Origin of the sequence: Microbacterium sp. ARD32 (genome assembly GCF_031844385.1) — a bacterium.
In the GTDB taxonomy this organism is placed as follows: Bacteria; Actinomycetota; Actinomycetes; order Actinomycetales; family Microbacteriaceae; genus Microbacterium.
This window is the reverse complement of the sequence record NZ_JAUZVD010000002.1, coordinates 69,513-89,655: the sequence shown is the minus strand read 5'-3', so window position 1 is coordinate 89,655 and position 20,143 is coordinate 69,513. Positions and strand designations below refer to the sequence as shown.

Sequence of the window (20,143 nt, the reverse complement as noted above, 5' to 3'; positions counted from 1 at the left end):
AGGCTCGTCTTCGCCTCGCGGGTCCCGAATCGCGGGCTCCCGCGCCCCCGAGGCAACGAGCTGGGACCCGCGAACAGAGGTGCATGCCCGGCGGTGTCTTCAGCCCCGCAGGTCGCGGCTTCGCAGGGCGAGAGCGGATGCCGCGGCCAGGACCAGCGCGATGGCCCAGGTGAGCACGAGGCCACCGACGTCGATGCCCTCGGCGAGCGGGGACTGCCGGAAGACCCAGGCGTACGGCGACAGTGCGTTCAGCCACTCCAGGTCGTCGGACTGCTTGGCGAGCGCCTGCAGGATGTACCCGAGCACCGCGATGCCCGCGCCGACGCCGGTCGCCCAGATCTTCCGGCCCGTCACGGCACCCGCGAACAGCGCGGCACCGGCGGTGAGGAAGGAGACCCCGACGAGCCCGGCGCTCGCGCCGACGATCCGCATAGGCTCCAGGTCGAGCTCGGCGGGGCCGTTCAGCATCCAGACCACCAGCGCAGCGAACAGGCCCAGCCAGACCAGCCGCACGAGCACCGACAGCGCGGTCTCCAGGGCGTACTGACTGCGCCCGATGCCGTGCGCGAGGTCGATCTCGGCGCGTCCGCTCTCTTCGGCAGCGGCCAGCGACGACCCCCAGAGCACGGCCGCGATCGTCAGCAGCAGAAAGCCCATCAGCCCGTAGAACGTCGCCTCGGTGTAGCCGGCGCCGCTGGTTATCTGGTTGTAGCCGAGCGTATCGACCAGCTGCTTCGGCATCGAGTCGAGCAGCTGCTTCATCTGCTCGCTCGCGCCGATGCTGGGGTACAGGGGCAGGTACAGCAGCAGAACCGCGGCGACGCCGATGGTCCAGCCGAGAAGGCTGCGCCAGGATTCACGGATGCTGCGCCGGAACACCGGCAGGATGCTCACCACGCTCACTCTCCCGTCCGCCGCGATGTGTCGCCGTACAGGCGCAGCACGGACTCCTCGAGGTCGGGCTCCTCGACGGTCAGCTCGCGCACGTCGTACTGCGCGAGCGCCTTCACGAAGGGGTCGATCGAACCCTCGATCGTCGCCGACAGTGCGACCGATTCGTCGGCCTGCGGGCCGGCCTGCAGCTCTTCGACACCGGGAATCCGCTCGAACGCGTCGCGCACCTGCGCAGCGCCGGCACCACCCGCATCCGCTCCTTCGAGGGATGCCCGCACCCGTCGCACGGATCCGAGTCGCAGTGACGCGACGTCTCCCTGGGCGACGATGCGGCCGCTCGCGAGCACCGCCACCTCGTCGGCGGCCTGCTGGATCTCGCTGAGCACGTGCGAGCTGAGCAGCACGGTCTGCCCGGCATCCCGCGCCTCGCGCACCATCGTGAGGAACTCGCGCTGCACGAGCGGGTCGAGGCCGCTGGTGGGTTCGTCCAGGATGAGCAGCTCCGGGCGGTGCATGAACGCCTGGATCAGCCCGAGCTTCTGCTTGTTCCCCTTGGAGAGGCTGCGCACGGGGCGCGACAGGTCCGCGCCGAGGCGTTCGGCCAGCTCTGCGACGTACCCGTGGGCGACCGGGGTCGAGACGCCGGCGTAGAAGGTCAGCATCCGCGCTCCGGTGACGCGTCCTTCCAGCCGCAGCTCGCCGGGTACGTAGCCGATGCGGCGGCGCAGGCGCGCCCCGCCGTGGCGCGGATCCTCGCCGAGCACGCGCACCTGCCCCGAGGTCGGCCGGATGATGTCGACGAGGGTGCGCAGGGTGGTGGTCTTGCCCGCGCCGTTCGGCCCGATCAGCCCGTACACCGAGCCAGGCTGCACCTGCAGGTCGAGGCCGTGCAGCGCGGTGCGGCGCCCGTAGCGCTTGTGCAGCCCGGCGATGTCGATGACGGTGCTCATTGCGTCCCTTCTTCGGTGCGCGGTTCGACGGGTGGTTCGGTGCCCGGGGCGTCGGCCGCCATGGCCTGGCGCGCACCCTCCAGGAACCGGGTGTCGGCGTAGATGCCGTGAGTCAGCAGCTCGAGCATGGGGAGCGTGGTCCGCAGCATCCCGGCGGGGCTGAGCTGGTCCTGTCCGAGCACCCGGGCGACCTGCGCGCGCATGACCACCGGTGCGAGCCCGATCAGGGCGACCAGCAGCGAGGTCATCTCGGGGTCGCTCATCTCGTGCAGCACGCCCGCCGCGCGCTGGTCGTCGAGCGAGGCGCGAGTGCCTCGCACGATCTCGTCGAAGAGCCGGTCGGCCGAGGGCGAGCTGTCGCCGAGCATGCGGCCGAGGTAGTCGATGTAGGGTCCGTGGCGGTCGAGGTCGTGCAGGGCGGTGCGGATGCGGTCGGCGGTGGGCCCCTGGATCAGGTCGTTGCCGTCGTCGGTGAAGACCGAGACGACGTGGTCGTCGCAGGCCTCGCGCAGTGCGCGCTTGTCACCGAAGTGGTGCACGATCAGCGCCGGGCTGACTCCGGCGTCGGCTGCGATGGTGCGCATGCTCGCCGCGTCGAACCCGTCGCGTGCGAACGCGCGGATCGCGGATTCGCGGATGCGGGCACGGGCCGTGAGGTCGTCGGATGCTGAACGCATGTACAGCACATTAAACAAGCGTTCAGCCCGTGTCAAGGGGTGCTGTGCCGCCGGATACAGTGAGCGGATGGCCGCGTTCGACTTCAGCGCTCTGCGCCGGTTCCCCGACGTGGAGGCGCCGAACCTGCAGGCCTGGGATGCCACCGATGAACTGCTCGTGCGGTGGGCGCTCGACTCGGGCGTCGCGGGCGACGAGATCGCCGTGATCGGCGACGAGTACGGCGCCATCACGCTGGCGCTCAGGGATGCTGGGATGCACGGCATCCAAGTGCATCAGGACCTCGTGACCGGACGGCGGGCACTGGCGCTGAACGCCCTGCGTGTGGCCGCAGCGTCGGAAAACGCAGACGAGACGCGCGCGGCGCGGCGTGTCGGGGCCGAACACGCCGACGCCGACGCAGAACATCCGGAGTCTTCGACGTTCACGTCCCACGAGCTCGACGAGTCGCTGCTCGCCGGTGCGCGCCTGGTGCTGCTGCAGCTGCCCAAGGCGCTCGCCGAACTGGAGGAGATCGCCGACGCGGTCGCCAGGTGGGCGTCGCCCGAGGTCGTGCTGGTCGCCGGAGGTCGCGTCAAGCACATGACGCTCGCGCAGAACGAGGTGCTGGCCCGCAGCTTCGGAGTCGTGCAGCCGCAGCGCGCCGAGCGCAAGTCGCGCCTGATCCTGGTATCCGATCCCCTGCCGGTGCCGTCGCATCCTCCATTCCCGGTGCGCGCACAGCATGACGGCCTCACGCTCTGCGCGTTCGGCGGTGTGTTCGCTGGCGCGAGGCTCGACATCGGAACGCGGGTGCTGCGGGATGCCCTGCCGCAGCTGGCGCTCGCTTCGGACGAGCGACAGGCTCAGCGACCCGGGCCGGGCGAGGCTCTCAGCGTTGTGGACCTGGGATGCGGCACGGGTGCGCTCGCCGCGGCGTTCGCGCTGCAGCATCCGGATGCTGTGGTCACCGCCACCGACCGCTCAGCGGCGGCGATCCGCTCGGCGCGGGCGACGATGGCCGCCAACGGTCTGGACGGTCGCGTGCGCGTCACGCTCGACGATGCCGGCTCGGAACTGCCGGATGCCTCGGCCGACCTGGTGCTGCTGAATCCGCCGTTCCACCTGGGTGCGAGCGTGCACGAGGGCGCCGGGAGGCGTCTGATCCAGGCCGCTGCACGGCTGCTGCGACCCGGCGGGGAGGTGTGGACCGTGTTCAACTCCCACCTCGACCACCGACGTGCGCTGAGCCGCGACGTGGGTCCCACCGAGCAGGTCGCCCGCACCTCGAAATTCACCGTCACGCGCAGCATCCGCCGGGGCTGAGCGCGCCCGTTCGAATCGCTCAAGTTGCTGCATTTCGGGCTTCGGAACAGCAACTCAAGCGATTCGAAAGCAAATGGCGGCACGCCCTTAACCCCCGGTGAGACTACGAAACGATAACAAGGATTTGCCACCCGATCAGCCATTCGTTAGCGTAGAAAGGTGGTCCAGTCACCACAACACCAGTCCGCGACCGCGTCCTTCTTTCGACCCGAGCTGTAACGAAGAGACGCGGACGTACGGTCGATGTTCCATCGCGGGAGATCCGATATCCCCCGTCCGCGCCGCCGCAGCACCACTTGTCGAAACGGCCGGGATCATCACCCGGACGTTACCGAAGCCGGCTCGCCGATACCCTGACGACAGGGCGGGCCGCGCAGGGGAAACGTGTCCGAGATCGCTCTTGAAGCGCACCATCTGTACAAGGTCTTCGGTCGCAGTCCGCAGCAGGCGGTCAAGCGACTGAAGGCCGGCGAGACCCGAACCGACGTGCTCGACGCCGGCACCGCCGCCGTGATCGACGCGAGCTTCACCGTGAACCGCGGTGAGATCTTCGTGATCATGGGGCTGTCCGGATCCGGCAAGTCCACCATCATCCGCATGCTCAACGGGCTGCACGAGATCACCGACGGCGAGGTGATCATCGGCGGCGACGACATCGCCAAGGCGCAGCCGGCTGCGCTGCGCGAGATCCGCCGCGAGCGCATCTCGATGGTGTTCCAGCACTTCGCGCTGCTGCCGCACCGCACGGTGGCGGCGAACGTCGCCTACCCTCTTGAGCTGAAGGGCATCGCGAAGACCGAGCGCCTGAAGAAGGCCGAGGAGATCCTCTCGCTCGTGGGCCTGGAGGGCTGGGGCGACAAGCTGCCCAGCGAGCTCTCCGGCGGCATGCAGCAGCGCGTCGGCATCGCCCGCGCGCTCGCCGCCGACACCGACATCCTGCTCATGGACGAGGCGTTCAGCGCGCTGGACCCGCTGATCCGTCGCGAGATGCAGGAGCAGCTGGTCGAACTGCAGGCCAAGCTGCAGAAGACCATCGTGTTCATCACGCACGACCTCAACGAGGCCATGTTCCTGGGCGACCGCATCGCCGTCATGCGCGATGGCCGCATCGTGCAGATCGGCACACCCGAGGACATCCTCACCGACCCCGCCAACGACTACGTCGAGCAGTTCGTGCAGGACGTCGACCGCGCTCGCGTGCTGACCGCCTCCAACGTCATGGAGCGCCCGCGCCCGGTCGTGGCCGACACCGCCGGCCCGCGCACGGCGCTGCGCCAGATGCGCGACGCCTACATGTCGGCGACCTACGTCGTCGGCCGCGATCGCAAGCTGATCGGCATCGTCACCGACCGGGATGCCGTCAAGCTGGTCCGCAAGGGCGAGACCTCGCTGTCGTCGATCCTCAAGCCCGTGCCGCAGGCCGTGGACGAGGACGAGGTGCTGATGAACCTGTTCATCCCGTCCGTCGAGTCGCCGCTGCCGCTCGCCGTGACCGACGCCGAGGGCCGCCTGACCGGCGTCATCCCGCGCGTCACCCTGCTCGCCGCGCTCGGCCCCGGCCCGGGCGCCACCGGCGAGCTGACCATTCCCATCCAGCCGATGCCGGCGACCATGATCGACGAGGTTCTCGCCGAAGCGCAGGATGCTGTCGACTCCGCGGCATCCGCTTCCACCGGCGTCACCGCGCCCGGTGCAACCAACTCTGCAACGCCCTCCCGGGGCGGCACTGACGACACCGGGGAGGTGCACTGATGGAAGGATTCCGCGTCCCGATCGGAGACTGGGTCGACGTCGTAGTCGATTGGCTGCGCGACAACGTGAAGTGGCTGTTCGACTTCATCTCGACCGTCGTCGGCTTTCTCGTCGACAGCCTCTCCGACATCCTGACCACCCTCCCTGCGCCGGTCATGATCGTGCTGTTCGCGCTCGTCGCGTGGTTGGTGCGTTCGTGGCAGCTGGCCGTCGGCACGGCTCTGATGCTCACACTCGTCGTCGCGATGGATCAGTGGGAGCAGAGCATGCAGACGCTCGCGCTCGTGCTCATCGCCACCATCGTGACCGTGCTGATCTCGGTGCCATTGGGCATCTGGGCGGCGCGCAACGACTCCGTCAGCGCTACCCTCAAGCCGGCGCTCGACCTCATGCAGACGATGCCATCGCTGGTGTATCTGATTCCCGCGATGGTGTTCTTCGGCGCCGGCTTCGTCCCCGGTGTGATCGCCACGGTGATCTTCTCGATGCCTCCCGGAGTGCGGCTGACCGAACTGGGCATCCGCGGCGTCGACGGTGAGACCGTGGAGGCCGGGCACGCGTTCGGCGCGACGCCCTCTCAGATCCTCAGGGGCATCCAGCTGCCACTGGCGATGCCGACGATCATGGCCGGCATCAACCAGGTCATCATGCTCGCGCTGTCGATGGCTGTCATCGCCGGAATGGCCGGCGCTGACGGACTCGGCAAGGAGGTCGCCCTGGCGCTCGGGTCGATCGACATCCCGCGTGGCGTCGAAGCCGGCCTCGGCGTCGTGTTCATCGCGGTCTTCCTCGACCGGGTCACGGCCGCGATGGGCAACCCGTCCGGATTCACCTCGTCGCTGCTCGGGATGCTGGCGCAGCGCCGCAGCAAGCAGCGGCGGGCGCTCGCCGATGCCCAGGCCCAGGTGGAGGCTGCCGCCCTGCGGGAAGCCGAGCCGGTGAAGGTGCCCGGTTCCTGACGACACCACCCGCTCACGGCGTACCCGCCAACTGAACTCATACGAAACACAGCAGAAGCACCATACGGAAGGAAGCACGATGAAGAAGAGGCACCTGACAGGCATCATCGCGATGGGCGCGATCTCCGCCCTCGCACTGGCGGGATGCGCCAGCGACACCGCCGAGCCCGGCGACGGCGGAAGCGCGAGCGACGAGAAGGGCACGATCACCCTCGGGTTCCTGCCCACCTGGACTGACGGCCTCAGCATGGCCTACCTGGCGCAGGACCAGCTCGAGAAGCTCGGTTACAAGGTCGATCTGGAAGAGATGACCGACGCCGGCCCGCTGTTCACCGGCGTCGCCAACGGTGACTTCGACGTGTACCCCTCCGCCTGGCCGCAGGTCACGCACGCGGACTACATGAAGAAGTACGCCGACGATCTCGAGGACCTGGGCGCCTACTATGACGGTGCCGTGCTCACGATCGCGGTTCCGACCTACATGAAGGACATCAACTCGATCGAGGACCTCAAGGGGCAGGGCGACCGCTTCGACGGCAAGATCACCGGCATCGAGCCGGGTGCGGGCCTGACCAAGGCGACCCAGAAGATGATCCCGGAGTACGGCCTGGATGGCGAGTACGAGCTCCAGACCTCGTCGACGGCCGGCATGCTGGCCACCCTCGACACGGCCTACGCTGCGAAGGAAGACGTCGTCGTGACGCTGTGGCGTCCGTTCTGGGCGTACAACGACTGGGACATGAAGGACCTCGAGGACCCGAAGGGTGCGATGGGCGAGCCCGAGACGCTCAACTTCATCGCGCACAAGGGCACCACCGAGGAGTTCCCCGAGGCCGCTGAGCTGTTCTCGAAGATCAAGCTCGACGATGACCAGTACGGCTCGCTCGAGGGCCTCGTCACCAGCGACGAGTACAAGAACAAGCCCGCCGACGCCGTCGACAAGTGGATCGAGGAGAACGGCGACCAGTTCGACTGGCTGGTGAAGTAACACCTCCTCCTCTCGGGCATCCACGTCCGCCGAAACCCCTCCTGATCGTCGAAACCCCTCCGGGGATACGTCGTTCAGGAGGGGTTTCGGTACTGCTGAGGGGTCTCGGCGGGGCGACTGTCAAGGCCCGGTGCGGCGGGGAGGAGCGGGGCGTAGCCTGGGCGCATGGACGGGTTCGCGGCCATCGACTTCGGGTTCGCGCGCGAGGTCGTGCAGCGCGGGATCGCCGCGCTGTACCTGATCGCATTCCTCTCGACGCTGAACCAGTTCCGCCCGCTGCTCGGCGAGCGCGGGCTGCTCCCCGCACCGGAGCTGCTGTCGTGGGCTTCGTCGTCGAAGGCGAGAAGCCGGATGCTGCGCCCGACGCTGTTCGCGCGCATCCGCTACACCGACCGACGCCTGGCCGCCCTGTGCTGGGCGGGCATGGTGATCGCGGTGCTGCTGGTGATCGGCATCCCGCAATTCGGCCCGCCCTGGGTGCCGATGATCGCGTTCCTGCTGCTCTGGCTGGGGTACATGTCGGTGGTGAGCATCGGCCAGACGTTCTACGGGTTCGGCTGGGAGATGCTGCTGCTCGAGGCGGGATTCCTCGCAGCATTCCTCGGCTCGCGGGATCAGCCGCCGCCCACCGTGGTGATCGTGCTGCTGTGGTGGCTGGTGTTCCGGCTGGAGTTCGGCGCCGGCATGATCAAGTTCCGCGGCGGCCGGGAGTGGCGCGACCTGACCGCGCTGACCTATCACCACGAGACGCAGCCGATGCCCGGGCCGCTCAGCCGGCAGGCGCATCTGCTGCCGAGGTGGTTCCACAAGGGCGAGGTTCTGGGCAACCACTTTGCCCAGCTCGTGGTGCCGTTCTTCCTGTTCGCGCCGCTTCTCTCTCTCGGGGCGCCCGTACTTCGACAGACTCAGGGCCCCACCGCTTGGGTCGCTGAGCTCGTCGAAGCGTTGCAGCTGGTCGGCACGGTCGCCGCGGTGATCGTGATCCTCACGCAGCTCTGGCTGATCGCCACCGGCAACTTCGCCTGGCTCAACTGGGCGACGGTCGTGCTGGCGTTCTCGGCGGTGTCCTGGCCGGATGGTCGGTCCCTGCCGTGGGTCGCTGCGCCCGTCGAGGCGTCGCAGAGCATCGAACCGATCGATCCGTACTGGATCGTCATCACGTCGGCCATCGGCATCCTCTACCTGGTCATCTCCTGGCCCGCGCTGCGCAACCTGTTCGCGCGTCGTCAGCTGATGAACGCGAGCTTCAACCGCTGGCAGCTCGCCAACGCGTACGGAGCCTTCGGCACGGTCACGAAGCAGCGCATCGAATTCGTGATCGAGGGCACGACGGATGCCGATCCGGATGCCGCCGACTGGCGCGAGTACGAGTTCAAGGGCAAGCCGGGGGAGGTGCGCCGCATCCCGCGGCAGTTCGCCCCGTACCATCTGCGCCTGGACTGGCTGATGTGGTTTCTGCCGCTGGGACGCTCGCTGGAGGACTGGTTCGCGATGCTCCTGGTGCGGCTGCTGGAGGCGGACGAGCCGACGCTGCGGATGCTGCGCCGCGACCCGTTCGCCGGGGAACGGCCCCGGTGGGTGCGGGTGGTGGCGTACCGCTACCGGTTCACCACGCACGCCGAGAAGCGGGCATCCGGCGACGTCTGGACCCGCGAGCGGCAGGGACTGGTGGTGCGTCCGCTCGGCGGGTGAGGGACTCCACGCGGATACGGATGCCCCCCGCGGGCCTGACCGCGCGCCGTCGGCCCCGATCCGCAACGCCCTTCCGTCAGAGCCGCACGGGCCGCCCCGCCTCGAGCGACGCGTAGGCGGCATCCACCAGCACCACCGCCGCGACGCCGTCGGCGGGCGTGACGCGCGCCTCGCGGCCGGTGCGGATCGCGTGCAGGAAGTCGGCCAGCTGCTCCCGGTACGGGTCGGCGGCGGATGCCGGGGGCAGGGACCCCTCGGCGGCGCCGCCCACCTCGTCGGTGTCCACCGACAGCTCGCCGGCCGACCCGACCACCGAGGCGCTCGAGTGGAACGCCGCGCCCGGCTCCGCCCAGTCCGCGCGCACGTGGCTGATCGCGCCGCCGGTGTGCGTGAGCGTGACGTGCGCCGAGACGGGCGGCTCGTCGGCGGTCGGCGGGTCCTGCGTGGCCGAGACCTCGGCGACGGGACCGGCCAGCCACAGGGCCTGATCGAGGTCGTGGATCATCAGATCGCGGATGATGCCGCCGCCGGCATCCGGCGAGAAGAACCAGGCGGATGCCGGGGCGGCGACTGTGCGCCGGAACGTCAGCTCCAGCAGGGTGCCGACGCCGCCGATCTCCTCGTGCACCTGCTGATAGCCGGCGAAGTACCGCACGACGTGCGCGGGGAAGAGGCGCACGCCCGCCGTGGCGGCGGCATCGGCCATCGCCTGTGCATCGACGGCGGTGACGGCCAGCGGCTTCTCGCACACCACGTGACGTCGCTGCGCGAACGCCGCCAGAGCGATGTCCAGGTGCGACGAGGTGGGGCTGACGATGTCGACGATCCCGCTTCCGGCGATCAGTTCGTCGAGCGTGTCGACGATGCGGATGCCGTAGCGCTCGCCCAGGGCATCCGCTCCGGTGCGGCGCAGGATGGCGACCTCGGCGCCCAGCGCCAGCCACCCCTCGATGTGCGGCGGGGCGATGCCGCCCGCACCGACGATCCCGACCTGCGGTGTGTCGTCCATACGGCCGAGCCTACGTCGGACACCGCTCGCCCGACAGCCGACCTGATTCGTCTCGGCGTCAGACGGCAGGGTCGTCGCGCTTCAGCGGCATCCGCTCGGGCTCCGGCGCGGGGGTCGGTGGGGCGTCGCCTCCGGGGGTCAGTTCGCCGGCGACCTGCTTCTCGAGCACGTCGACCGCGTCGTCGGAGAGCACGATCAGCCCGTCCAGCTCGTCGCGCACGCGCTTGTAGGCGACCTGGCGCTCGGACTGCGTGGCCGACTCGTCGAGGGCGACCTTCAGCATGTGCTGGGCGCGGTCGAGCCGCTTGCGCTCATCGGCGGTGAACCCGGAATCGCGGATGCGGCGGGCATCGCGCTCTGCGACCTCGAACGCCACCGCGTAGTTGCCGACCGCGTCGAGGTACTCGCTCACCCGCTGCTCGTCGACCTTGGCGTCGGCAGATGCCGGGCGCAGGGCGTCGGCGGTCTTCTTGGCGCGCAGGAACGCGGCCGTCAGCGGCTGTCGGCCATCGCTCATGGCCGGGTAGGCGATGAGCTTGGCGACGTCGAGCTCGTAGTCCAGCCAACGTGCGGTGATCTCGTCGTGCTCCTTGAACAGGCGCTCGAGCAGCTCGCTCGGGGCGACGGATGCCGGCTGTGCGGCCGGCTGGGCGCCGACGCGCCTCCCGGATGCAGCGGAGATGCCGCGGGCCTGCAGCTCGGCGGTCTTGAGCTCGCTCTTCAGGCGCAGCGTCTCCAGGCGGCGCTCGTGACGCTCGCGGGACGCGATCTGCCAGCGACGGCCGATTCCCCCGGCGACACCCATGATGGGGAAGATCAGCCACCAGAGGTCGCCGACGTTTCCCCAGAAGCCGCTCCAGAACGTGGGATCCATGATGCTCCCAGCCTAATCTCGTGCGGGGAGATCCGCTGTGACGGATGTCATGATCGCGCCCGCGGGTCATCCTTTCGGTGGAGACGGAGTTCACCCTCGCTCGCGATGCCATGAAACCCGCGCGCTGGTGGGCTTGATGTCATGGCAGAAGAACTCCGCACCGGGCGATCCCGGCATCCGCTCTCCGACCGCCTCACCTCGCGCCGCGGCGCGTGGATCTGGATGGGCGCCGTGCTGCTGGTGATGTTCGTCCTGTTCGGGGCGTTCGGATCGGCCAAGGCCCCCGCTGGAAACGCGCAGGCGCCCGCGGCAGCCGAATCCGTCCGCGTGACCGCGCTGCTGGACACGTTCCCGAACGCCGACCGCCAGTCGGTGCTGGTCGTCGCCTCCCGCGACGACGGCGCGGCGCTGACGGATGCCCAGGCCGGCGAGCTCACGGAGCTGCTACCCGTGCTCGACGAGCACGCCGACGCCGACTCGACCGGGCCGCTGATCAGCGAGGACGGGAAGGCGGCCGTGCTGGTCACCCCGATCCGGGTGGGCGAGACCAACACCGACACCGCGGCGGTGATCTCGCAGGTGCGCGCCGCCCTGGCCGACCACGAGCCCGACGGGATGACCCTGCAGGTGACGGGCGGCCCGGCGTTCGGCGCCGACGTCGCCTCGTCGTTCGAGGGAGCCGACTTCACCCTGCTCCTGGTCACGATCCTGATCGTCGCGGTGCTGCTGATCATCACCTACCGGTCGCCGGTGCTGTGGCTGATCCCGCTGGTGGTCGTCGCGCTCGCCGACGGTCTGGCCGGGCGTCTCACTGCCGCGGCCGGGTCGCTGTGGAACCTGCAGTTCGACTCGGGCATCATCAGCGTGCTGGTGTTCGGCGCCGGCACCAACTACGCGCTGCTGCTGATCTCCCGCTACCGCGAGGAGCTGCACACCACCGCCGATCACCGCAGGGCGCTGAGCGCCGCCTGGCGCGGCACCGCACCCGCGATCCTCGCCTCCAACGTCACGGTGGTGCTCGCGCTGCTCACTCTCGTGCTGGCCGTGATCCCGGGCACGCACGGCCTGGGCGTCTCGTCGGCGATCGGGCTGCTGGTGGCGCTGGGTGCGGTGCTGTTCCTGCTGCCGCCGGTGCTGGTGGTGTGCGGGCGCAAGGCGTTCTGGCCGTTCGTGCCGCGCCCCGGCGAGGCGCCGCGGCAGGGACGCGCCTGGCGGCGCGTGGCATCCGGTGTGGTGCGACGACCGCTGGCGAGCCTGGTGGCGGGCGTCGCGCTGCTCGCCGTGATGGTGACGGGGCTGATCGGCACCTCGGTGGGGCTCGATCAGCTGGAGAAGTTCCGCGTGCAGTCCGAATCCGCGACCGGGCTCGAGGTGCTCTCGCAGCACTTCCCCCCTGGCGAGGCGCAGCCGATCCTGATCGTGGCCGACAGCGACCAGGCGGACGCCGTGGTCGAGGCCGCCGCACAGGTGGAGGGCGTGGTGCGCGCGCATCCCGCGGGCACCACCGAGGATGACGGCCTGACCAAGATCATGGTCACCAGCGACTATGCGCCCAGCACGGAGCAGAGCCTGAACCAGATCACCGAGCTCCGTGACGCCGTGCACGCCGTGCCGGGGGCGGACGCCGTGGTCGGCGGCGCCGTGGCGACCGACCTGGACGCGCGGGCGGGTAATCAGCAGGACCTGCTGAAGATCGCGCCGCTCGTGCTGGGGGTCAGCTTCCTGGTGCTGCTGGTGCTGCTGCGCTCGGTGGTCGCACCCGTGCTGCTGCTGATCGTGAACCTGGCAAGCGCCCTGGCCGCGATCGGCGCGGGCGCGTGGCTGAGCCGAGTGCTGTTCGATCAGCAGGCGCTGGATCTGCAGGTGCCGCTGCTGGCGTTCCTGTTCCTGGTGGCGCTCGGCATCGACTACACGATCTTCCTGGTGCATCGCGCTCGCTCCGAGGCGGCGGTCCACGGCACCAGGCCGGGCATGGTCGAGGCGATCGCCCACACCGGCGGCGTGATCACGAGCGCGGGTATCGTGCTGGCGGCCGTGTTCGCCGCCCTCGGGGTGCTGCCGCTGGTCACCCTCGGGCAGCTGGGCCTGATCGTGGGGGTCGGCGTGATCGTCGACACCCTGGTGGTGCGCACGGTGATCGTGCCGGCGATCTTCGCCCTGGTGGGCGACCGGATCTGGTGGCCGGGGCGACCGCGCACGCGCGCCGTCGGCATCCTGGCATCCGACCCGGCAGCGCCGGAAGCCGACCGGGCCGCGGGGATCGCCACGACAGAGCCTGCCGAACCGCAGCGACGGCAGGGAGAATCGGAGCATGAACGTCGTGAAGACTCCGCTGCCTCGCGCTGAACGGGCATCCGCGCACGGCAGCGGGCGTGCGGCGCGGACGGCCGGTGCCGTCGGGTCCGTGCATGGCGGAACGGTCGTGCGCGCGATGGAGGTCGGCCAGCACCTCATGGCGCTGGCGCTCACCGTGATCGGGGTGATCCGGGCGATCGCGGCGGGCACGCCGATCGCCGCGGCGGTGCTGGCCGGGGTGGCGATCCTGGCCGTGCACGCGGTCGGAGCGCTGCTGCCCTCGCGCTCGCGCCCACCCGCGGTGTGGTGGCTGGTCGCACTCACCGCCGTCTGGGCGGGCGCCGTCGCGGTCTCGCCCGAGTTCATCTGGGTGGCGTTTCTGCTGTGGCTGCTCGCCGGCCACCTGCTGCCGCTGCCGTGGGGTCTGCTGTTCTCGGCGCTGGTGCTGGCCGTGGTGATCGTCGCGCCGATCCTGCACCACGGCGTCACCAGCTACGCGAACGTGTTCGGCCCGCTGATCGGCGGCGTGTTCGCGTTCGGGGTCTCGCGCGGCTACCTGCAGCTGCTGAAGGATGCCGCCGAGCGCGAGCGCCTGGTCGAATCGCTCACCCGCGCGCAGCACGAGATGGCCGAGCTGCAGGACGAGCTCGCTCTCGCACAGCGCGAGTCGGGTGCGGTGGCCGAGCGCACCCGCATCTCCCGCGACATCCACGACACGGTGGCGCAGGCGCTGTCGTCGATCCGTCTGCTGGCGCACGCCGGCGCGGATCGCAGTACGGATGCCGAGGCCGCGCGCGCCCTGTCGCAGGTGGAGGCTCTCGCCGGAGACAGCCTGGCCGACGTGCGACGAATCGTCGCCGCCCTCGCCCCCGCCGAGCTGGAGGACGGCGTGCTGGCCGCTGCCCTGCGGCGCATGCTGGATCGCGCGCACGACGAGGCCGGCCTGCAGGTGGAGCTGCACGTCGACGAGTCGCTGCCGCAGCTGCCCACCGCGGTGGAGGTGGCGCTGTTGCGAACGGCGCAGTCGGCACTGGCCAACGTGCGCCTGCACGCCGCGGCGCGCCGGGTGGTGATGAGCCTGATCGACGACGAGCACGTCGTGCGGCTGGACATCATCGACGACGGCGCGGGGTTCGACCTCGCCGGCTGGGAGGCGGATGCCGGTGCTGCCGCGTCCAGCTACGGCCTGCGCTTCATGCGGGCGCGACTGCGCGAGCTGGGAGGCGGGCTCGACATCGAGAGCGCCTCCGGTGAGGGGACAGCGATCTCGGTGCAGCTGCCGATCGCGCCGGATGCGACACCACCGGACGCGACATCACTGGCATCCGAGGAGGAGACGCGATGACTGTCACCGTACTGCTGGTCGATGACCATCCGGTCGTGCGCAGCGGACTGCGTGCCGTGCTCGAGACCGACGACGTGCATGTCGTGGGCGAGGCCGCCACCGGCGAGGAGGCGCTCGCGCTGGCAGGACACCTGCATCCCGACGTCGTGCTGTGCGATCTGCGACTGGGAGAGGGGATCGACGGCATCCGCACCACCGCGGCGCTGCGCGCACTGGATCCCGCACCCGCCGTGCTGATCCTGACCACCTTCGACCGGGATGCCGAGATCCGCGGCGCGATCGAGGCGGGAGCCGCCGGCTACCTGCTGAAGGACGTCGATCCGGAGCGGATCCTCGATGGCATCCGCCGGGCCGCCGCCGGAGGAATGGTGCTGGCACCCGACCTGGCCGCGCGGCTGCTGGAGGGCTTGCGCAGCCCGCTGCCCAAGCTGACCGGCCGCGAGACCGAGGTGCTGCGGCTGCTGGCGACGGGAGCTGCGAACCGTGAGATCGCGCGCACCCTGTTCGTGACCGAGGCGACGGTCAAGAGCCACCTCGCCCACATCTTCACCAAACTCGACGTCGACAGCCGCTCGCGTGCAATCCACGTGGCGCGCGAGGCCGGACTCATCTGACGACGACTCATCTGACCAGGAGGCACTCCGTGACCACATCGCCGGCGGCATCGGCATCCGCGACAGACGTCGAGAGCGCACCCGCTCGCAGGGACTGGCTGGGTCTGGCCGTGCTGTCGATCGGGCTCGGGCTGATCGTGCTGGACGGCACGATCGTCGGCGTCGCGCTGCCGGCCATCATCGGGGATCTGGGCCTGGATCTCACCGACGCGCAGTGGGTGAACAGTCTGTATGCAGTGCTGCTGGCGGCGCTGCTGCTCTCGACCGGCAGCCTGGCCGACCGCTGGGGTCGCAAGCGGGTGTTCGTCGCGGGCCTGCTCGTGTTCATGGGCGGCAGCCTGATGGCCGCGATGTCGGACACCGCGGGCCTGCTGATCGGGGCGCGCGCGGTGCAGGCGGTGGGCGCGGCGTTCATCATGCCGTCGACGCTGTCGACCGTGAACGCGGTGTTCCGCGGCCGGTATCGGGCGGCGGCGTTCGGCGTGTGGGGTGCGGTGATCTCGGGTGCGGCGGCGATCGGACCGCTCGCCGGCGGCGCGCTGACGCAATGGGCGTCGTGGCACTGGATCTTCCTGGTGAACCTGCCGCTGGGCGCGCTCGTGCTGACTGCCGGGCTGCTCACCGTGCGCGAGACGCGCGGGCCGAAGACGCGACCCGGAGTGGACGTGGACGGCGCGCTGCTGAGCGCGATCGGCTTCGGCGCACTGGTGTTCGCGGTGATCGAGGGGCCCGACCTGGGCTGGTGGGAGCCGGCCGGTGAGCTGGTCGTGTTCGGCTGGACCTGGCCGGAGGATGCCGCGATCTCGGCCGTACCGGTGTGCTTCGCGATCGCGGCCGCGGCGCTGGTGCTGTTCGTGGTGTGGGAGCGGCACCGCGAGAAGGTGCAGCGGCAGGCGCTGCTGGATCTGGGGCTGTTCTCGCTGTCGACGTTCTCGTGGGGCAACCTGACCGCCGGAATGGTGGCGATCGGAGAGTTCGCGCTGCTGTTCGTGCTGCCGCTGTACCTGGTCAACGCGCTCGGGCTCGACGTGATGGGCGCCGGCCTGGTGCTCGCGGGCATGGCGCTCGGCGCGTTCGTGTCGGGTGCCGCCGCACGGCACCTGGCCGCGCGACTCGGGGCGCCCGGCGTCGTGGTGCTGGGACTCGCGCTCGAAGTCGCGGGCGCCCTGGCGCTGACGCTGATCGTGCAGGGCGGCACGCCCGGATGGGTCATCGTGATCCCCCTCGTCTTCTACGGACTCGGTCTGGGGCTGGCATCCGCTCAGCTGACCGGCACCGTGTTGCGCGACGTGCCGGTCGCGATCTCGGGTCAGGGGTCGGCGACGCAGAGCACCGTGCGTCAGGTGGGCTCCGCGCTGGGGACGGCGTTCGCCGGGGCCGCGCTGTCGGTCGCCCTGGCGGTCACCCTGCCCGCCGCGCTCAGCGCTGCGGGCGTCTCCGGCGCGGATCGGCTCGCGGATTCCACCCGGGTGACGGCCGGGACGACCATCGCTCAGCTGCGCGCGCAGGGCGTGCACTCGCCGCTCGGCGAGCACACGCAGGCGGCGGTGGATGCCCTGGCATCCGGATTCGCGGATGCCACGCGCTGGTCGCTGCTGCTGGCCGTCGTGTTCCTGGTGCTGGGACTCGTCGGCGCGCTGCTGCTGCGGAGAAGCTCGCGGGAGGGGTGATTCCCGGGTCGCAATGGATGCCGCTGCGTTCCCGTATCCGATTTCCGGGTCGCAATGGGTGCCGCTGATCTCGCGTTTCGGCGGCATCCATTGCGACCTGGACGGCGAGCCGGTGGAGACATGTGCAGGAGGATGCAGGTGAGCAAGCCCGATCAAGCGAGCGGCTCGGCCCGAAGGAGATGATTCCTGCATGGACTCGTCACACGACACGTTCGGCGCCTTCGTCGAAGAGCTGGCTTCGGCCATGCGCGACGATGAGGTGTCGGCGCTCACCGGCGACGAGCTCGCGGCACGGGTGGGGTTCTCCCGATTCCACTTCGATCGGGTGATCCGCTCGGCCGCGGGCGAGCCTCCGGCGGCGTTCCGCAGGCGCATCCTGCTCGAGCGCGCGGCGTTCAGGATCCTGACCACGGATGCCTCCCTGCTCGACGTCGCGATCGACGCCGGGTACGGCTCGCACGAGGCGTTCACCCGCGCGTTCGCACGGGCGTTCGGGGCGCCGCCCGCCGAATGGCGGCAGCATCCGGGGCAGATCCGCATCCCCGCGGCGAACGACGTCCATTTCCATCCACCGGGGAGCATCCGGCTCCCTTCGAGAGGAGCAGTGAGTGACATGAACCTTCTGACACGCATGGTCGAGCACCACATCTGGCTGACCGGAGAGATGATCCGGGTGGCGCAGCAGCTCGAGCCGGACGCCCTCGAGAAGCCCATCGAGATCGACGTCGACGACGACCCTCAGACCATCCGGTCGCTGCTGGCGCGGCTGACCGGGCAGCTGGCGATGTGGAACGCCGTGATGGCCGGGCGCGACTACGACATCGACAAGGAGGCGGATCAGTCCCTCGGAGAGCTGCGGGGCGTGCTCGAGGTCGAGGGCCCCGCGTTCCTGGCGCACGTGCGCGAGGTCACCGCTGAGGACCGCCTGGACGAGACCTTCGTCGACGCGAGCGGCGAGCCGGTCGAGATGATCTCGTACGGCGGCAACATCGCGCACATCCTGACCTTCGCCGCCTACCGGCGCACGCTGGTGTGCCTCGCCCTCGCCGCGCACGGCCACGACGAGCTCGGCTGGGGCGATCCGAGGCACTGGGTGATCGAGCCGGAGGGCGTGCGCTGAGCAGCATCCGCCGGGCCTTCGCCGCCCCAGCCTGCATCGCCGGTCGGAGAGGAGAACTCCGCGTCGGGAGGAGGATCCCGCCTCGGGACTCCTCCCGAGCGTGAGATCTCCTCCCGAACGCGTGCGCTCACTCGAGCAGGGTGAAGCCCGACTCGTAGCGCGTGCGGCCGAGCGCCGCCATGATGATCTGCAGGAAGCCCATCGCCTCGAGCTCGCGGGCGCGGGTGAGCGGGCCCACGTCGACGGCGCGCATGCCGGCGCCCTCGATCAGCGCGGCGACGCTCATCTTGGCATCCGCGTAGTCCCCGGCGTACAGCACGGTGGTGCGGGTCGTGCCGTTGGTGCCGCTGACCAGGGTGTCGCCGAGGTTGACGTTGAACGCCTTCACCACGGCGGCGCCCTCGGGCAGCAGCTTGGCCAGCTCGGCCGCGGTGGACGAGTCGGCGGGCGAGCGCAGCCGGTCGTAGGTGGAGAAGTCGATCGGGTTGCTGATGTCGATCACGACCTTCTCGCTGAGCTGGTCGCGGTAGTGCTCCAGGATGCCCTCGTACGCCCCGTACGGGACGGCGAGCACCACGAGGTCGCCGGTGAGCTCGTCGCCCATGACGCCGTACTCCAGTCCGGGACGCGCGGCGGACGTGCTCGTCGCGCTGCGCTTGATGATCTGGATGCCGGCGCCGGCTCGGGTGGCGACCTCGGCGATCGCCCCGCTCATCTTTCCGCTGCCGATGATGCTGATCGAAGTCATGCGACCTGGACCTTCCTGAATCGATCGAGTGCCTGCTCGGCGACCTTGTGCGCGTCGTAGTCGAACACCGCGCCGCGGCGGAAGTCGCGGCCGACGCGGATGTCGGCGTCGCGCTTGCGCAGGTTCTGGAACTCGTACTGCGCATCGAACATGGCGCCGGCACGGCGCGAGCCGTTCTGCAGGATCGCCGTGCGCTGCATGCGGACCGCCGTGTAGCGCCGGAACGCCTCCGGGATGTCGGCGACCGTGTCGGCCGCGGCGAGGAAGGTGGCCAGGGCCATACTGTCCTCGATCGCCTGACTGACGCCCTGACCCTGGTGCGGCAGCATCGTGTGCGCGGCATCGCCGAGCAGCGTGACGGGTCCGCGCGACCAGTTGGTGAGTGGCTCGTGGTCGAACAGCCCCCACCAGAAGGTCTTGTCGATCAGGCTGATGAAGTGCTGCAGCCGCGGGTCCCATCCGTCGCCCGAGAACTCGGCGGCGAGCTCGCCGACCTCCGCCGGGCCCGACCAGGCCCCGTGGAGCGGCCTGTCGCTCGGGACGCCCGCGACGAAGTTGAACAGCCTGCGCTGCTGCAGCGGGTAGGCCATGAAATGGCGGCTGTCGCCCATCCACACCTGGCTGATCATGGGCCAGTCCGCCGGCAGGCGGGAGGCATCCATGACCCCGCGGTAGACGAGATAGCCCGAGTAGACGGGTTCCGGATGCTGGCCCACCGCGCCCCGCACGACCGAGTGGATGCCGTCGGCGCCGACGACGGCGTCGAACACGTCCTCCGCGCCGTTCTCGAACTCCACCCGCACGCCCGAGGCGACCGTCTGCACCGACTTCAGGCGGTGACCCAGACGGATCGATTCGGGCGCGACGTCCTGCGCCAGTGCGTCGATGAGGTCGGGCCGGTACATCCCGATGTTCTGGTACTGCCGGGCGGTGTCCTCCCAGGCGGCGTCGGTGACCAGGTTGCCCATGGCGTCCAGATACACGCCGTGCCCGTCGGGGACGGCTCCGGCTTCACGGATCCGCTCGAGCACGCCGAGCCGGTCGAGCACCCGGGCGGCGTTCGGGGCGACGGTGACCCCCGCCCCGACCTCGCCCAGGCGGCTCGCCTGCTCGAACACCGTCACCTGCACTCCGGCGATCCTCGTGAGGGCGATGGCGGCCGTGAGGCCGCCCATCCCTCCGCCGATGATCGCGATCCTGGTGCTGCTGTCCACCACTTCTTCTCCTTGACTGACGTGCGCGAAGGACGCGCG

General features: G+C 70.1%; 17 protein-coding genes. 10 read left to right on the top strand and 7 right to left on the bottom strand.

Translation table 11 applies throughout. The features are described 5' to 3' along the window. Nucleotides 1-99: 99 nt before the first annotated feature. The 3 genes from Q9R19_RS08635 to Q9R19_RS08625 are packed head-to-tail and all read right to left on the bottom strand — an operon-like array spanning nt 100 to nt 2,521. The gene (locus Q9R19_RS08635) at nt 100-894 is read right to left on the bottom strand and encodes an ABC transporter permease subunit (RefSeq protein ID WP_311255981.1); all 795 of its coding nucleotides are present in this window, start codon (nt 892-894) and stop codon (nt 100-102) included. Between the two features lie 5 nt (nt 895-899). Then, entirely contained in the window at nt 900-1,844 is a 945-nt protein-coding gene (locus Q9R19_RS08630; protein WP_311255980.1) for an ABC transporter ATP-binding protein, read from the bottom strand. Next, on the bottom strand, nt 1,841-2,521 hold the full coding sequence (locus Q9R19_RS08625; protein WP_311255979.1) for a TetR/AcrR family transcriptional regulator: 681 nt from the start codon (nt 2,519-2,521) through the stop codon (nt 1,841-1,843). Before Q9R19_RS08625 ends, Q9R19_RS08630 begins: the two co-directional genes overlap by 4 nt. Before the next feature lie 67 nt (nt 2,522-2,588). Between Q9R19_RS08625 and Q9R19_RS08620 the strand changes: the two genes are divergently transcribed. The 5 genes from Q9R19_RS08620 to Q9R19_RS08600 all read left to right on the top strand — a co-directional run bounded on the left by Q9R19_RS08620 (nt 2,589) and on the right by Q9R19_RS08600 (nt 9,215). After that, nucleotides 2,589-3,824: a methyltransferase gene (locus Q9R19_RS08620; RefSeq protein ID WP_311255978.1), complete on the top strand. Its 1,236-nt coding sequence runs from the start codon at nt 2,589-2,591 to the stop codon at nt 3,822-3,824. Nucleotides 3,825-4,208: 384 nt separating this feature from the next. After that, on the top strand, nt 4,209-5,576 hold the full coding sequence (locus Q9R19_RS08615; protein ID WP_311255977.1) for a glycine betaine/L-proline ABC transporter ATP-binding protein: 1,368 nt from the start codon (nt 4,209-4,211) through the stop codon (nt 5,574-5,576). Further along, nucleotides 5,576-6,535: a proline/glycine betaine ABC transporter permease gene (locus Q9R19_RS08610; RefSeq protein WP_311255976.1), complete on the top strand. Its 960-nt coding sequence runs from the start codon at nt 5,576-5,578 to the stop codon at nt 6,533-6,535. Before Q9R19_RS08615 ends, Q9R19_RS08610 begins: the two co-directional genes overlap by 1 nt. Before the next feature lie 79 nt (nt 6,536-6,614). Next, the gene (locus Q9R19_RS08605) at nt 6,615-7,523 is read left to right on the top strand and encodes a glycine betaine ABC transporter substrate-binding protein (RefSeq protein ID WP_311255975.1); all 909 of its coding nucleotides are present in this window, start codon (nt 6,615-6,617) and stop codon (nt 7,521-7,523) included. Between the two features lie 165 nt (nt 7,524-7,688). Further along, nucleotides 7,689-9,215: a lipase maturation factor family protein gene (locus Q9R19_RS08600; protein ID WP_311255974.1), complete on the top strand. Its 1,527-nt coding sequence runs from the start codon at nt 7,689-7,691 to the stop codon at nt 9,213-9,215. 76 nt (nt 9,216-9,291) lie between these two features. On the opposite strand, the gene Q9R19_RS08595 is transcribed toward Q9R19_RS08600, so the two are convergent. Together Q9R19_RS08595 and Q9R19_RS08590 are read right to left on the bottom strand one after the other, a co-directional pair. Continuing rightward, nucleotides 9,292-10,224: a Gfo/Idh/MocA family oxidoreductase gene (locus Q9R19_RS08595; RefSeq protein WP_311255973.1), complete on the bottom strand. Its 933-nt coding sequence runs from the start codon at nt 10,222-10,224 to the stop codon at nt 9,292-9,294. A 58-nt stretch (nt 10,225-10,282) separates the two neighbouring features. Then, complete coding sequence (locus tag Q9R19_RS08590; protein ID WP_311255972.1) at nt 10,283-11,098, bottom strand: hypothetical protein; 816 nt, start codon at nt 11,096-11,098, stop codon at nt 10,283-10,285. Nucleotides 11,099-11,239: 141 nt separating this feature from the next. On the opposite strand from Q9R19_RS08590, the gene Q9R19_RS08585 reads away from it, so the two are divergent. The 5 genes from Q9R19_RS08585 (at nt 11,240) to Q9R19_RS08565 (ending at nt 18,142) form a co-directional block, all read left to right on the top strand. Further along, a complete protein-coding gene (locus Q9R19_RS08585) occupies nt 11,240-13,444 on the top strand; it encodes an MMPL family transporter (RefSeq protein ID WP_311255971.1) in 2,205 nt (734 codons plus the stop codon). After that, entirely contained in the window at nt 13,410-14,738 is a 1,329-nt protein-coding gene (locus Q9R19_RS08580; RefSeq protein WP_311255970.1) for a sensor histidine kinase, read from the top strand. The genes Q9R19_RS08585 and Q9R19_RS08580 overlap by 35 nt, the downstream gene beginning before the upstream one ends. Then, the gene (locus Q9R19_RS08575) at nt 14,735-15,352 is read left to right on the top strand and encodes a response regulator transcription factor (RefSeq protein WP_311255969.1); all 618 of its coding nucleotides are present in this window, start codon (nt 14,735-14,737) and stop codon (nt 15,350-15,352) included. Before Q9R19_RS08580 ends, Q9R19_RS08575 begins: the two co-directional genes overlap by 4 nt. Before the next feature lie 29 nt (nt 15,353-15,381). Beyond that, nucleotides 15,382-17,022: an MFS transporter gene (locus tag Q9R19_RS08570; RefSeq protein WP_311255968.1), complete on the top strand. Its 1,641-nt coding sequence runs from the start codon at nt 15,382-15,384 to the stop codon at nt 17,020-17,022. Between the two features lie 190 nt (nt 17,023-17,212). Then, a complete protein-coding gene (locus tag Q9R19_RS08565) occupies nt 17,213-18,142 on the top strand; it encodes a helix-turn-helix domain-containing protein (RefSeq protein WP_311255967.1) in 930 nt (309 codons plus the stop codon). 127 nt (nt 18,143-18,269) lie between these two features. Here Q9R19_RS08565 and Q9R19_RS08560 read toward each other — a convergent pair whose 3' ends face one another. After that, nucleotides 18,270-18,890: an NAD(P)-binding domain-containing protein gene (locus Q9R19_RS08560; RefSeq protein ID WP_311255966.1), complete on the bottom strand. Its 621-nt coding sequence runs from the start codon at nt 18,888-18,890 to the stop codon at nt 18,270-18,272. Continuing rightward, nucleotides 18,887-20,104: an FAD-dependent monooxygenase gene (locus Q9R19_RS08555; RefSeq protein WP_311255965.1), complete on the bottom strand. Its 1,218-nt coding sequence runs from the start codon at nt 20,102-20,104 to the stop codon at nt 18,887-18,889. Before Q9R19_RS08555 ends, Q9R19_RS08560 begins: the two co-directional genes overlap by 4 nt. Nucleotides 20,105-20,143 lie beyond the last annotated feature (39 nt).

Excerpts from the sequence above, each read along its gene's own strand:
- Q9R19_RS08605 (WP_311255975.1), top strand. The coding sequence starts at position 6,615 with ATGAAGAAGAGGCACCTGACAGGCATCATCGCGATGGGCGCGATCTCC.
- Q9R19_RS08585 (WP_311255971.1), top strand. The coding sequence starts at position 11,240 with ATGGCAGAAGAACTCCGCACCGGGCGATCCCGGCATCCGCTCTCCGAC.
- Q9R19_RS08575 (WP_311255969.1), top strand. The coding sequence starts at position 14,735 with ATGACTGTCACCGTACTGCTGGTCGATGACCATCCGGTCGTGCGCAGC.
- Q9R19_RS08600 (WP_311255974.1), top strand. The coding sequence starts at position 7,689 with ATGGACGGGTTCGCGGCCATCGACTTCGGGTTCGCGCGCGAGGTCGTG.
- Q9R19_RS08580 (WP_311255970.1), top strand. The coding sequence starts at position 13,410 with ATGAACGTCGTGAAGACTCCGCTGCCTCGCGCTGAACGGGCATCCGCG.
- Q9R19_RS08625 (WP_311255979.1), bottom strand. The coding sequence starts at position 2,521 with ATGCGTTCAGCATCCGACGACCTCACGGCCCGTGCCCGCATCCGCGAA.
- Q9R19_RS08620 (WP_311255978.1), top strand. The coding sequence starts at position 2,589 with ATGGCCGCGTTCGACTTCAGCGCTCTGCGCCGGTTCCCCGACGTGGAG.
- Q9R19_RS08560 (WP_311255966.1), bottom strand. The coding sequence starts at position 18,890 with ATGACTTCGATCAGCATCATCGGCAGCGGAAAGATGAGCGGGGCGATC.
- Q9R19_RS08595 (WP_311255973.1), bottom strand. The coding sequence starts at position 10,224 with ATGGACGACACACCGCAGGTCGGGATCGTCGGTGCGGGCGGCATCGCC.
- Q9R19_RS08590 (WP_311255972.1), bottom strand. The coding sequence starts at position 11,098 with ATGGATCCCACGTTCTGGAGCGGCTTCTGGGGAAACGTCGGCGACCTC.
- Q9R19_RS08610 (WP_311255976.1), top strand. The coding sequence starts at position 5,576 with ATGGAAGGATTCCGCGTCCCGATCGGAGACTGGGTCGACGTCGTAGTC.
- Q9R19_RS08565 (WP_311255967.1), top strand. The coding sequence starts at position 17,213 with ATGGACTCGTCACACGACACGTTCGGCGCCTTCGTCGAAGAGCTGGCT.
- Q9R19_RS08630 (WP_311255980.1), bottom strand. The coding sequence starts at position 1,844 with ATGAGCACCGTCATCGACATCGCCGGGCTGCACAAGCGCTACGGGCGC.